The following is a 12,843-nucleotide window of genomic DNA, read 5'->3' on the forward strand; positions in this document are numbered from 1 at the left end:
CGGGTCGGGGAGCGTCCCTCAGGACGCTTCGGCGGCGGTCTTGATCCGCTGGCCGAAGGCATCCGCGTCCTTGCGGGCCGCGCTCACGGCGAGGCCGGCGAGGGCCTTGCCGACGCCGTGGCCCTCCAGGAGGTTGAAGATGCGCACCTTGGTGGTCCCCGGACCGGTGGACTCGAGGTCGTAGCCGCCTTCCTTCGCGGTCACGAGGTTCTTCGACGTCTCGGCCCAGCGGATGGTGGTGGGAGCCGTGAACTCGGTGATGCGGAACTCCCGCTTGGTGGTGAGTCCGGCGTCCTTGACGGTGCTCGTGAAAACGGTCCCGACCGTCGTCGGTCCCGGCGGCGTCTTGTCGATCTTCTGCACTCTCGGGCTGAACTTGGGGTCGTTCGTACCGTCGCCGAGGAAGGCGAACACCTCCTCGATGGGACGGTTGACCTCGACCGTTGCCTCGAACTGACCGGCCATGATTCCTCCACTGACTGCTCGTGACGAGTTGCGGGGTTCAGGGCAGCTCTCCAGGCCCATGAGCAGTGTCCCAGTACGGGCGCGGGCCGTCGCTGTGACGGGAGGGACCGCTCCGCCATCGGGGTGAACACCGCGGTGGGCGCGCGCGTAATACACGGCAGGCCGCCGGGCCGCCAAGGAGGTCTGCCGAGAATGACCGCGCATCGCACCGCAACCGTCGCCGCGCTCGTCGGCGTCGTGCCGCTCGTGCTCACGACGCTCGCCGCGGGGTCGGCGCACGCCCACGGGGCGCCGACCGACCCGCTCAGCAGGATCGCCGCGTGCGGTCCCGAGGGGACCCGGCAGGGATCGGCGGCCTGCCGCACGGCCGTCGCGGCCAATGGCAGCGCGGCCTTCGGCGCATGGGACAACCTCCGAGTGGCGGACGTGCGCGGCAGGGACCGTCAGGTCATCCCGGACGGGCAGCTGTGCAGCGCGGGACTGCGTGACTACCGGGGACTGGACGCGACACGTGTGGACTGGCCCACCACACCGCTGAAGGCGGGGGCCGGCCTCACGATGACCTACCGGTCGACGATCCCGCACCGGGGCACGTTCAGCCTCTATCTCACCAAGCAGGGCTACGACCCGGGCGCTCCGCTGCGCTGGTCCGATCTGCAGAGCGAGCCGTTCGCGAGGGTGACGGACCCCGCGCTCAGGGACGGTGCGTACCGCATCCGCGGAAAGCTTCCCGCCGGGCTGACCGGGCGTCATGTGCTGTACACGATCTGGCGGAACACCGATACGCCGGACACCTACTACTCCTGTTCCGACGTGGTGCTGCGGGGCGAGGAGAACACCCCGCCCGCGCAGCCCGCGCCCGAAGAGGCGGCCCCGCCTCCTCGGACGCAGCCGCCCACCCCCGAGCCGCCGGCGGACGAGGCATCGGCGGCGGGGCAGGCCCCGCCGTCGCAGGCGTCCACGCCACCGCCCGTACCGGAACAGCCCGTCGTCGGGGGAGCGGGGCGCCCGCAGGCCGTGGCGGACACCGCGAAGGACCACTCCACCGTGCTCATCGGCGCCGTGGCGGCCGTGCTCGCGTTGATCGCCGTGAGCACCTCCGTGCTGCTGCGCAGGCGCCGGTAGCGGTCCGGCGCCGCCCGGGGAACGGTGACATGCGCTTCCCCCGTTCAGCGGCTCCGGCCCGTTAGGGACCTCCGCGGCGGGGTACCTCTGCGCGGACCGGACAGCGCGACGGGGCGAGGAGCTCATGAAGATCGGGTACAAGCTGGCGGCCGAGGCGTTCGGCCCGGCCGAACTGGTACGGCAGGCGGTTCTGGCGGAACAGGCGGGCTTCGACTTCGTCGAGATCAGTGACCACTTCCACCCCTGGCTGGACAACCAGGGGCATTCCCCGTTCGCCTGGACCGTCCTCGGCACGATCGCCGCCAGGACCGAGCGCATCGAGCTCGCCACCGGCGTGACCTGTCCGACCATCCGCTACCACCCCGCGATCATCGCGCAGGCGGCGGCGACGCTCGCGCTGCTGTCGGACGGCCGCTTCACTCTCGGCGTCGGTTCGGGGGAGCGGCTCAACGAGCACGTCGTCGGCCGCGGCTACCCGGCCGTCGCCGAACGCCACGAGCTGCTGCGCGAGGCACTGGAGATCATCCGGCTGCTCTGGCGCGGCGGCTACCGGTCGTACGAGGGCAAGCACCTGCGCCTGGAGGACGCCCGTGTCTTCGACCTGCCCGACGAACTGCCGCCGATCGCGGTGGCTGTGAGCGGAAAGGCATCAACGGCGATCGCGGCGGACCTGGGTGACGCCCTGTTCGCCACCGAGCCCGACCCGGAGATCGTCCGGCAGTACCGCGCCGCCGGTGGAGAGGGACCGGGATACGCGGAGGTCCCTCTCGCCTGGGCCCCCGACGAACACACCGCGGCCCGCGCCGCGTTGGAGACCACTCGCTGGGCGTTGACGGGCTGGAAGGTGATGAGCGAGCTGCCCAACCCGGTCAACTTCGACGCGGCGACCGGCACGGTGCGCGAAGAGGACATCCTCGAACACTTCGCCTGTGGCTCCGACCCGGAACGCCATGTCGCGGTGGCGCAGCCGTACGTCGACGCCGGCTTCGACCGGCTGGTCATGATGAACTCCGGCCCGGACCCGGACGGGTTCATCGACTTCTACCGGCGGGAACTCGACAGCCGCATGCGGCAGTTGAAGCCGAGCGGAGTCTGAGAGCGGACGTGATGGGTCAGGGGTCTACGAGTCGCTCAGCAGCCGGCTCCGCGGTGAGCGGTGCCGTGCCGCGTTGAGCAGCGCGTGGATGCGTACGCCCGCCTGGTCGATGTCCTTGATGGGCGCGGGGAACGGCAGGCGGGCGTCCTGGTGGGATCGTGCGTACTCCAGACGCAGCGTGATGCCGTACCGGTCGATGGCGACGGGCAGGGCCCGCTGCACGCCCAGCACCAGGCGCGGCTTCACCAGACGCAGCAGCAGTCCGACGATGTCGCTGTGGTCGTCCACGAGGTGCGTCAGCATGCCGGCCTCGCAGGTGGCCAGAGGATCGGTGTCGGCCTCCATCAGCTCTTCGAGGCCGACGGTGATCCGTTCCTCTCCCGTGTCGAGGACGGCGTGTGCCAGCTCCATGCACCGGCTGCCCGCCGGCGCCGCGTGCCGCGAGGCCGTCAGCAGCCGTCCCGTCAGGAGGACACGGGCGCGGACCCGGTCGCGCACGGGGGTGGGTGCGATGTCGGTGAACTCCAGCGTGGCGCGCGTGTGTCCGTCCGTGGTGCCGTCCGCGCCGCCGGCATCGCCGGTGTCCGTCGGGGGGTGGAGGTGGATGTGCTCGGTGGCGCCGGGCCCGTGCAGCCGGGAGACCTCGGTACGCCCCTCGTCCGTGACGATGGTCATCGAGTCGGCTGCCATCAGGATCGACCGGATTCGTTCCGCGCTGGTCGGCTGCGCGACGGGGGTGGTGAACAGGCGCATCCAGATCTCCGCTGTCGAGGGTACTTAGGTATGCCTAACCTAACCACCTCTCCGTGTCCGTGCCAAGCTCGCGCGCCGCGACCACGGGTGCGCGAAACTTGGGCGGAGTGGCAACGCCCGGCCGGGCGCGGGCAGACGGAGGGCGCATGGAGCCGATCGACGGGGTGGAGGTCCTCTTCTTCGAGGACGACGACCGGCTGGAGGCCTGGCTCGCCGAGCATCACGGCCTTGCGGCAGGGGTGTGGCTGAAGCTCGCCAAGAAGAGCTCGGGGATCCGGTCCGTGACGCCCGGTCAGGTCATCGACGTCGCCCTCTGCTACGGCTGGATCGACGGTCAGCGCCGCTCGCTCGACGCGTCGTACTACCTGCAGAAGATCACCCCTCGCCGGGCGAGGAGTCAGTGGTCCCAGGTCAACGTGGGCAAGGTCGCGGCACTCGAGGCGGCCGGACGGATGCGGGACCCGGGCCGGGCGCAGGTCGAGGCGGCCAAGGCCGACGGCCGCTGGGAAGCGGCATACGCAGCCCAGAAGACGGCGAGTGTGCCGCCCGACCTGGCGGCCGCCCTGGACGCCGCCGAGACGGCGAAGGCCTTCTTCGACCGGCTCAACAAGACCGACCGCTACGGCGTGATCCTCCAGCTGCTGCGGGCGCGTACGCCCACGGCGAGGGCGGCGAAACTGGAGTCGGTGATGGCCCTGCTGGAGGCGGAGCGGAAGCCTCAATAGGCCGTCCTTCACGGGCTGTTGACCGGGCACATGCACACCCGCGCCCGAGAGCCCAGGCACGTGTCCGGGAGGGCCGGGTCCGCGTCCGCTCCTCTCGCGGGCGGGCGCGGGTGCTGTCCTGCCGCGCCGTCACGGAATGAGCAACGCCTTGCCCAAGACCGAACGGGCCTCGATCGCACGGTGGGCGTCGGCGGCACTGGACAGCGGGAACTCCCGCGCGATCACCGGGCGCAGCCGCCCCGCCGCGGCCTCGGTCAGCGCCTTCGTCGCCAGCCGCACCCTGTCCGACGCTCCGAACTGCACGTCCGCGATCCCCCGGAGGGTGATGTTCCGGGCCTGCGCGCTCTCCTTGTCGAGCTCCGCGAACCCGCCGCTCGACGCGCCGTGTGCCGACACGCGGCCACCGTCCGCCACGAGGGCGAAGGCGCGTGCGCCGAGTTCGCCGCCGACCCCGTCCAGCAGGACGTCCACGGACTGCCCCCCGAACGCCTCACGGACGTCATCCGTCCAGCCGTCCGCGGTGTAGTCGACGACGGCATCGGCGCCCAGCCGCTTCACCAGCGCCAGCTTCTGCTCCCCGCGCGCAGCTCCGACGATCCGTGCCCCGGCCGCGTGCGCGAGCTGAACCAGCAGGGTGCCCATGCCGCCCGCGGCCCCCAGGACGAGCACGCGGTCGCCCGGCGTGATGCCCGCCGCCTCCGCGATGCCGATGCCGGTCACACCGTCGTGGGCGAGGGCGGCGGCCTCGCGCGGGCCGAGGCCGTCGGGAAGGGGCACCAGCCGGTCGACCCCGGTCCGGACGAGTTCGGCGTACGTACCTCTCGTGCCCGCCCCGGCCAGCACCCGGCGCCCGGTCCACGAGGGGTCGACCCCCGGACCGGTGGAGACGACGACCCCGGCCGCGGCGCCTCCCGGCACGTACGGCGGAGTGATGCCGAACGCCTCGCCCCAGCCGGCACGGATCTGCGTCTCGACGAAGATGGTGTCGATGGCTTCGGCCCGTACGACGACCTCCCCGTCCCCTGCCACCGGGTCCGGCTCCTCCACCGGCACCAGTACCTCGGGACCCCCGTACCCGTCCACACGGATCGCGCGCATGCGGTCACTCCTCACCTCGGTCGCGGCCGGGATCCCGGCGCTGCGGTCAGGTCTCGAGTCTCGAACGTCAACCACGCTTGAGGTCAACCCGCGCTCCCTGCGTCCCTGGCGCCCCGGACGCGGACGCCGGGCAGCGACAGAAGGGTGCGAGCAGAATGAGCATGCGAGTGGTGGGGGCTCCTCGACCGTGATCCGCTGGGTGAGCGCCGAGAAAGGAACGACCATGTCCCACGACTCCTCCGTGTCGCCCGAAGCCCCCGAAGCCCCCGATTCCCCCGACGACAAGGTCCTCTTCCTCACCTTCGGGGATCCCAGCCACGCCTACGAGGCCTTCCACCTCGTCACCGAGCTCCCCGGTGTCGACCAGGCGGCGATCATGGAGCGCTCCCCGGCCGGTTTCCTGTCGGTGCCCGAAAGCTATTCGTCGTCGGCCGGCCGCTCCACGCTCCTCGGCGGATCGATCGGTGCGCTGCTCGGTCTGCTCGGCGGCCCGGTCGGGCTGCTGTTCGGCTGGGGCGCGGGAACCATGATCGGGATGGCGGCCGACAACGACGACACAGCGGACTCGGTCGACAGCCTCACGTACTTCAGCCGCGGTGTCGCCGACGGCACCAACGTGCTGATCGTCGGCATGACCGAGACGGACCCCGCCGTCGTCGACACCATGGCCGCGCGCCTCGGCGGCACGGTCGTCCGGGTCCCGGCCGAGGAGGTGACCGCCGAGGTGAGGGCCGCGCAGGACGCCGCCGCCACGGCGGTGCGGGAGGCGCGCAGGCAGCATCGGGAGAGCCGGGGTACCGAATTCCGGGAGAAGGTCGGCGCCCTGTTCCACCACCAGGGCTCCTGACAGCAGTCGCGTCCCCATGCCCTCCGCAGCGGACCGGGACGACGGGACGCGCCGACCGCGCCCCGTCGAGCGTCTTGCCGCGTCCGTCGCCCTGGTGGCGCTGCCGGCAGCGCTGATCATCCTTGTCGTCGGAGCCTTCAGGAACTGGGCCGCCCTGCTGGCGGCCGTCGTGGCGCTGCTCGTCGGCGTGATCGCCGGATGGCACGTCGTCACACGCAAGAGGCTGCGGCGCGCCGCAGCCGGCCTGGTCGCCGCCCTCGCGTTCGTCGTCCTGCTCGCCGCCGGGATTCTCGCGGACCTCGATCTGTCGCGGGTCGCGGTGATCCTCGTGCTGATCGCGCTCTCCGCGGCGACGGCACGCATCGCACTGCGACGGCGCGCCAGGACCGCGACGGTCACGCGACCCGCACCGAGGCCGGCCCGGCCGGTCCTGCTGATGAACCCGAAGTCCGGCGGTGGAAAGGTCGAGCGGTTCGGGCTGGTGGACGAATGCCGCCGCCGCGGAATCGAGGCAGTCCCGCTGCGGCCCGGCGAGGACCTGCGAGAACTCGCCGAGGAGGCCGTCGCGCGAGGAGCCGACGCGATCGGCATGGCCGGCGGGGACGGCTCACACGCGGTCGTCGCGGAGGTCGCCGCACGCCACGGGATTCCGTATGTCGTGGTCCCCGCGGGCACCCGCAACCACCTCGCGCTCGACCTCGGCCTGAACCGTGACGACGTGGTCGGCGCCCTCGACGCGTTCACCGACGGGACGGAGCGGCGGATCGACCTGGCGACCGTCAACGGCCGCGTCTTCGTCAACAACGCCTCACTCGGCCTGTACGCCCACGTGGTGCAGACGCCTCAGTACCGCGATGCCAAGCTCCGAACCGCCGCGGACACCATGCCCCACTTCCTCGGCCCGGACGCCGTCCCGCCCGATCTGCGCTTCACGGGACCCGACGGCACCGAATACTCCACGGCACAGCTGATCCTCGTCTCGAACGGCCCCTATCTGCTCGATCGCCTCGAAGGCCTCGGCACCCGCGTGCGCATGGATTCCGGACTGCTCGGCGTGGTGACGCTGACGGTCCGCGACGCCTCCGAGGCCGTACGGTTCACCACCCTCCAGGCGACCGGGCAGATCCGGCGGTTCCCCGGCTGGCGCCAGTGGACCGCGGAGCGGTTCGAGGTGCGCTCGGGCGGCCCGCTGGCCGTCGGAGTCGACGGCGAGGCGGTGACGTTCGAGCCGCCGGTCGTGTTCGCCGCAATGCCGGGTGCTCTGCGCCTGCGGGTGCCCCGGCACGCAGTCGGCGTCTCGCCGGCGGGCCGGGCGGTCCATCTGCTCTCACGGTCGACCGTCGCCGCTCTCGTCGCGGTGTGCCTGGGCCGTGCGCCCGATGGGACCGGCCGGAAGCCGTAATCGTTGCAGGGCGCGTTCGGTGAACGCCGGCGGGGAGCGCCGCACTGCCGTGGAATTCCTTGGGAGGACGCGGAGTTCGGCCCATGCACGGCTCACCGGCATCACGCCACCAGCGGCCGGTCGTGAGGTGCCACCGGCGCCGGCAGCACGGTGGAACCGCTCAGGTAGCTGTCCGTCGCCGCCGCGGCAGAGCGTCCCTCCGCGATGGCCCACACCACGAGGGACTGCCCGCGCCCCGCGTCACCGGCGACGAAGACCCCGTCCACCGGTGAGTGTGCCGGCCCGGCCCGCTCGACCGTCTCGGCCGCGAAGCAGGCGTTCCTGGCGAAGTTGCCCCGGTCGTCCAGCGTCAGCCCGAGCTGTGCGATCAGGCCGCTGCCCTGCTCGGGACCGGAGAAGCCCAGGGCGAGGAGCACGAGGTCTGCGGGGATCCTCTGCTCGGTGTCCGGACGCGGCTCTCTGGCCGTGGGCTCCACCTCCGTCAGATGCAGCGCGCCCACCTGTCCCGCCCGGCCCTCCTCGAAGCGCAGGGTGGCGGAGGAGAAGACCCGCGGATCCGTGCCCTCACGGCCCCGGGCCTCTTCATGCGCGTGGGAGATCCGGTAGACCTTCGGGTACACGGGCCAGGGTTCGGTGGTACGTCTCGCTTCGCCGGGCTCCGGGTTGATGTCCAGCTGGACGACGGAGGCCGCGCCCTGGCGCAGGACCGTGCCCAGACAGTCGGAGCCGGTGTCCCCGCCGCCGATGATCACCACGTGCTTGTCCGCCGCGGTGACGGGTGGCGCTGCATAGTCGCCCTCGCACACCCGGTTGGCGAAGGTGAGGTAGTCCATCGCCTGGTGGATGCCCGAGAGCTCCCGGCCGGGGACGGGCAGCTCCCGCTGTTCCCGCGCGCCCACGGCGAGGATCACGGCGTCGTGCCGTCTGAGAAGTTCGGTGGCGTCGAGATCGCCGCCCACGTCCACGCCCGTGCGGAACTTCGTGCCCTCCGCCCGCATCTGACCGAGCCGCCGGTCCAGATGCTGTTTCTCCATCTTGAAGGCGGGGATGCCGTAGCGCAGCAGTCCGCCGATGCGGTCGGCGCGCTCGTACACGGCGACGGTGTGACCGATACGCGTGAGCTGCTGCGCCGCCGCCAGCCCCGCCGGCCCGGAGCCGACCACGGCCACGGTCTTCCCGCTGAGACGCTCGGGCGGTTGCGGGGAGGCGTAGCCGCGGGCCCAGATCTCGTCCGCGATGGCGTTCTCGACGTTCTTGATCGTCACCGGGTCGGCATTGATGGTCAGTACGCAGGCGTCCTCACAGGGCGCCGGGCACAGCCGTCCGGTGAACTCCGGGAAGTTGTTCGTCGCGTGCAGCCGTTCCGCCGCGTCGCGCCAGCTGCCGCGGGTCGCGTAGGCGTTCCACTCCGGGATTAGATTCCCGAGCGGGCAGCCGTGGTGACAGAACGGGATGCCGCAGTCCATACAGCGTCCCGCCTGCTCGGAGATGAGGGGCAGCTGCGACTGCCCGGCGTAGACCTCGTCCCAGTCGTTCAACCGCTCTGTCACGGGGCGCGGCGGGACGGGCCGGCGGGGGATTCGGAGGAAGCCGAAAGGATCGGTCATGCGCCGCCTCCATGCGCACACGCGGTGCATTACGGCCTTCTCGTCAGCGTACGCCTGGTTTGTGCCGCTTTCAGCTGCCCGTCGCCCGGTGAACAGCAGCGCAACAGGGCCCGGTGAGGCCCGGCCGTGAGGTCCGGGCCCCGGCACGACCGGGTGCGCCGGCCGGCGCTACGCCCGGGCGAGCGGGTCCGGAGCCGTCCGCGGCCGGGTCGGCACGGTGCCCACCACCGGCTGGTGGCGCGCGAACTCCGTCTCCAGCACCCCCTCTCCCCGGCTCAGAGCGGGCAGTTGCTGTTGCAGCGCGTGCACGGACGCCGCCGGGATCTCGCCCTCCAGTACGTAGGACGGCCCCCGTGGCACGGGCGTGCTCAGGTTCGCCCGCAGGCGGCCCAGCACCGGCAGAACCTGCCCCAGCAGATCGGCCGGGAATTCGAGCTGGAACCGGTGCATCGGCTCGTACACCTGCGTACCGGCTTCGCGCAGAGCGCTCATCAGGACCCATGGCGTCAGATTGCGGAAATCCCCCGCGGTACTGGACATGCTCTTGTCGAACACGGCATGGGAATGGCTCTGCCGGGCCCAGTAGCCGGAATGCGTCATCGTCACGGTGCAGTCGGTGACCTCCCATCCGTGAATTCCCTCCCGCAATGTCTCCGGCACGGTTTCCTCGACCGCCGTGATGAAGGAATACGGCAGCGATCCGAGTTCGACGTCCAGCCGGAATTGCACACCGGATCCGATCGGGGCCGGGTCGACGCGCAGACCGATCGTCGCCAGGAAAGGGTTGGGGTCCTTGTCGATGATCTGAAGGGCGGCACCCGTGCCGACCGGTCGTTCGAGACAGATGGTGGTCGTCTCGCGGAAGGTCACGTCCACGCCGAATTCGCCGGCCAGAGTCGCCTGAATGACCTCCTTCTGCACCTCGCCGTAGAGCGAGACTGCGACCTCCTGGCGCAGGTCGTCCTGGCGCAGATCGATCAGCGGGTCCTGCTCGGCGAGCCGGCTGAGCGCCGCGTGCATCGCGCCCTTGTCGGCGGCCCGGACGGGCACGACAACCGTCTCCAGCGTCGGCGGGGCGAAGTGGTGGCCGTTCGCGGCGGAGTCGGGCGGGGCGCCGATCGCATCACCGATACGGACGTCGTGCAGACCCCACAGCTTGCCGATCTGCCCGGCCGTGACCGCGGGGCTGCGTACCGCAGGGCCCCGGTCGAACACCTGGATCGCGGTCACCTTGCCCTCCGCGTCGGACCGGACCGGCAACCGGTCCCGCGTCCGCACGGTGCCCGACACCATCCGGACGTACGCGATCTTCTCGCCGGCCGGGCCGCGCTCCACCTTGAACACCGTGCCGGAGACCGGCCCGTCGCCGCCGCCCTCGCCCGCCGGCAGCAGCTCGCGAACCCCGGCGATCAGCGCGTCCACACCGGCGCCCGTGATGGCCGAGCCGAAGAACACGGGATGGGCCTGTGCCCGTGCGGTCTGTGCGGCCAGCTCGGCGCGGAGCAGGTCGTACGACACCGCTGTCTCGTCCCGCACATACGCGGCGAGCAACGCGTCGTCCTGTCCGGAGACCAGATCGACCAGCCGGGTCGTGAAGGCGGGCTCGGCCGCCACGGACGGGGTGAAGGAGGCGTCACCCGTGCCCGGAGCGTCGACCGTCCCCATCGGGATCACGGCCTCGGCCAGCTTCTCGGAGACGCCCCGCAGCACTCGCTCGGGGTCCGCGCCGCCACGGTCGATCTTGTTCACGAAGACGAGGGTGGGAATGCGCAGCCGGCGCAGGGTCCGCATCAGCACCCGCGTCTGCGCCTGGACACCCTCCACGGCCGAGACGACCAGCACCGCACCGTCGAGCACGCTCAGCACCCGCTCGACCTCGGCGATGAAGTCCGGGTGTCCGGGAGTGTCGATGAGATTGACCGTGATGTCGTCCACGGCGAAGGAGACGACCGCGGATTTGATGGTGATACCGCGCTGCCGTTCCAGGGCGAGTGAATCGGTCTGGGTATTGCCGTCGTCAACGCTGCCGATCGCGTCGATGACACCGGCGGCGTGCAGAAGCCGCTCGGTCAGGCTGGTCTTACCGGCGTCGACATGCGCCAGAATTCCCAAGTTCAACGTACGCACGAACTGTCATGTCCTCTGGGTAGATGGAAATTCCCTTCTCGATGGACATGAGAGTTCCTCGCATAACCGTCTCCTCGGTCGTTCGGTGTCGCCGGCCGTTCGGCCGTCGTTCGCCGGACGATTCCAGCAGCGGCCGGTGGCGGCGGGCAAGCGATTTAAGCGGCGGGCGCGTCACGGGCACAGCACGAGGCGGCCCGCGTACGGCGGTCGCCGGACCCGGGCCACGGGACCACCGGGCCGTCGGTCGTCAACCGTCAGCCGTCGATGTCGCCGTCGGGCACCCACGAGCCGTGGCAGTCGAGGAGTGGATGATTCATCGCCCGCCGGGCGGAAACCCGGTCTCTGTCGACATCACCATCCGACGGGAAGTTGTGGCGCGTAGTGACGATGAGCTGGTGGCGCAGAGCGGCCTGGGAGATGTCGGCGGTGCGGGGCTCCGTACAGCGGGCTCTGGCCGGTCCGGGGCCCGAACGAGATGTGACCGTCCAGGCACTCAAAGCGGCGGGCGCCGCCCTGCTCGCCTGGGCGCTGGTCGGCTGGTGGTGGGACGCGCCGATGGCGTTGATGGCGCCCTGGAGCGCGGTGGTGCTCGTCCAGAGCACGGTCTACCGGTCACTGCGCGCCGGACTCCAGCAGATGATCCTCATCGGTCTCGGCACACTGCTGGCGGCCGCCGCGGCGTCCCTGACCGGCAACACGACGGCGGCGATGGCCATCGCCCTGCCGGTGGCGGTGCTCATCGGCACCTACGCGCGCTTCGGCGAGCAGGGCGTGTACGCCTCCACGACCGTGCTGTTCGTGCTCGCCTACGGCTCGTACTCCAGCTCCGACATCTGGCACCGGCTGCTCGAATCGCTGGTCGGAGCGCTCATCGGGATCGGGGTGAACGCGCTGATCCTGCCCCCGGTGCACCTTCGCGACGTACGCGACTGTCTCCACCGGCTGCCCCGCGACAGCGCCGAGCTGCTGCGCACCATGGCGGACGACGTCGAGCGCGGATACGACCGGCACAGTGCCGAACGGTGGTACGAACGGGCCCAGCGGCTGATCCGCCTCCTGGACGACCTGCGCAACGCGCGGACCTGGACCCGCGAGAGCTACCGCTTCAACCCGGGATACCGGATGCGGCGCTCGGTGCCCGCTCTGCCGTCGAGTGAGTGGGACGCCCTGTGGCAGCGGATCGCCGACCGTCTGATGTCGATCACCGGCAAGCTCGTCGACACGGCCGGCGAGGACCGCAGGCTGGCGGCACCGCCCGATCCGGTATTGGTACGGCTGCGGGAGCTGCTGACCGCGGTGGCCGAGGTGTGCGAGGCGGACGAGGAGGCGCTCACCGAACCGGGCCCGCACACCGCCTCGGAGCGCGAGACCGCGGTGCAGAGCGCCTGGGACGCCCTGGCGGACCTCAAACGCCGTCTGCACGATCACGACACCGAGACCGCGACGGCGATCGGCGGGCTCGTGGCCGACCTGCAGCTGCTTCTGTACGACCTCGCCGCCCCGCGCCCGACTGAAGCTGCCCCCACCGGGTATGCGCAGTGAGACAAAATCCGGCAGTGGGCCAGCGAATCCGCCCGTTGTCGCGCACACTTGAGGGG

General features: G+C 71.2%; 11 protein-coding genes. 6 read left to right on the forward strand and 5 right to left on the reverse strand.

The features are described 5' to 3' along the window. Nucleotides 1-18: 18 nt before the first annotated feature. Nucleotides 19-465, reverse strand: a complete 447-nt coding sequence (locus ACQPWZ_RS32655; protein ID WP_383240022.1) for an SRPBCC family protein — start codon at nt 463-465, stop codon at nt 19-21. Nucleotides 466-657: 192 nt separating this feature from the next. Here ACQPWZ_RS32655 and ACQPWZ_RS32660 point away from each other — a divergent pair, with 192 nt between their 5' ends. Next, nucleotides 658-1,590, forward strand: coding sequence for a lytic polysaccharide monooxygenase (locus ACQPWZ_RS32660; protein WP_433573188.1), 933 nt, complete (start codon nt 658-660; stop codon nt 1,588-1,590). A gap of 124 nt (nt 1,591-1,714) precedes the next feature. Next, complete coding sequence (locus ACQPWZ_RS32665) at nt 1,715-2,686, forward strand: TIGR03557 family F420-dependent LLM class oxidoreductase (protein WP_433573189.1); 972 nt, start codon at nt 1,715-1,717, stop codon at nt 2,684-2,686. A gap of 24 nt (nt 2,687-2,710) precedes the next feature. Here ACQPWZ_RS32665 and ACQPWZ_RS32670 read toward each other — a convergent pair whose 3' ends face one another. Continuing rightward, nucleotides 2,711-3,439, reverse strand: a complete 729-nt coding sequence (locus ACQPWZ_RS32670) for a DUF2470 domain-containing protein (protein WP_433573190.1) — start codon at nt 3,437-3,439, stop codon at nt 2,711-2,713. Nucleotides 3,440-3,585: 146 nt separating this feature from the next. Here ACQPWZ_RS32670 and ACQPWZ_RS32675 point away from each other — a divergent pair, with 146 nt between their 5' ends. After that, nucleotides 3,586-4,164, forward strand: coding sequence for a YdeI/OmpD-associated family protein (locus tag ACQPWZ_RS32675; RefSeq protein ID WP_433573191.1), 579 nt, complete (start codon nt 3,586-3,588; stop codon nt 4,162-4,164). A gap of 129 nt (nt 4,165-4,293) precedes the next feature. On the opposite strand, the gene ACQPWZ_RS32680 is transcribed toward ACQPWZ_RS32675, so the two are convergent. Next, nucleotides 4,294-5,262 carry a zinc-binding dehydrogenase gene (locus ACQPWZ_RS32680; RefSeq protein ID WP_433573192.1) on the reverse strand — a complete coding sequence of 323 codons (969 nt, stop codon included), beginning with the start codon at nt 5,260-5,262 and terminating at the stop codon, nt 4,294-4,296. A 223-nt stretch (nt 5,263-5,485) separates the two neighbouring features. On the opposite strand from ACQPWZ_RS32680, the gene ACQPWZ_RS32685 reads away from it, so the two are divergent. Continuing rightward, on the forward strand, nt 5,486-6,109 hold the full coding sequence (locus ACQPWZ_RS32685) for a histidine kinase (protein ID WP_433573193.1): 624 nt from the start codon (nt 5,486-5,488) through the stop codon (nt 6,107-6,109). Between the two features lie 16 nt (nt 6,110-6,125). Next, nucleotides 6,126-7,511: a diacylglycerol/lipid kinase family protein gene (locus ACQPWZ_RS32690; protein WP_433573194.1), complete on the forward strand. Its 1,386-nt coding sequence runs from the start codon at nt 6,126-6,128 to the stop codon at nt 7,509-7,511. A 101-nt stretch (nt 7,512-7,612) separates the two neighbouring features. Here the strand turns inward: ACQPWZ_RS32690 and ACQPWZ_RS32695 are convergent, their stop codons facing one another. Together ACQPWZ_RS32695 and ACQPWZ_RS32700 are read right to left on the reverse strand one after the other, a co-directional pair. Next, nucleotides 7,613-9,118, reverse strand: coding sequence for a glutamate synthase subunit beta (locus ACQPWZ_RS32695; protein ID WP_433573195.1), 1,506 nt, complete (start codon nt 9,116-9,118; stop codon nt 7,613-7,615). Between the two features lie 168 nt (nt 9,119-9,286). Beyond that, nucleotides 9,287-11,245: a GTP-binding protein gene (locus tag ACQPWZ_RS32700; RefSeq protein WP_433573196.1), complete on the reverse strand. Its 1,959-nt coding sequence runs from the start codon at nt 11,243-11,245 to the stop codon at nt 9,287-9,289. Between the two features lie 387 nt (nt 11,246-11,632). Between ACQPWZ_RS32700 and ACQPWZ_RS32705 the strand changes: the two genes are divergently transcribed. Next, nucleotides 11,633-12,787: an FUSC family protein gene (locus ACQPWZ_RS32705; RefSeq protein WP_433573903.1), complete on the forward strand. Its 1,155-nt coding sequence runs from the start codon at nt 11,633-11,635 to the stop codon at nt 12,785-12,787. Nucleotides 12,788-12,843 lie beyond the last annotated feature (56 nt).

Origin of the sequence: Streptomyces sp. CA-251247 (assembly GCF_050952975.1) — a bacterium.
Lineage (GTDB): Bacteria > Actinomycetota > Actinomycetes > Streptomycetales > Streptomycetaceae > Streptomyces > Streptomyces achmelvichensis.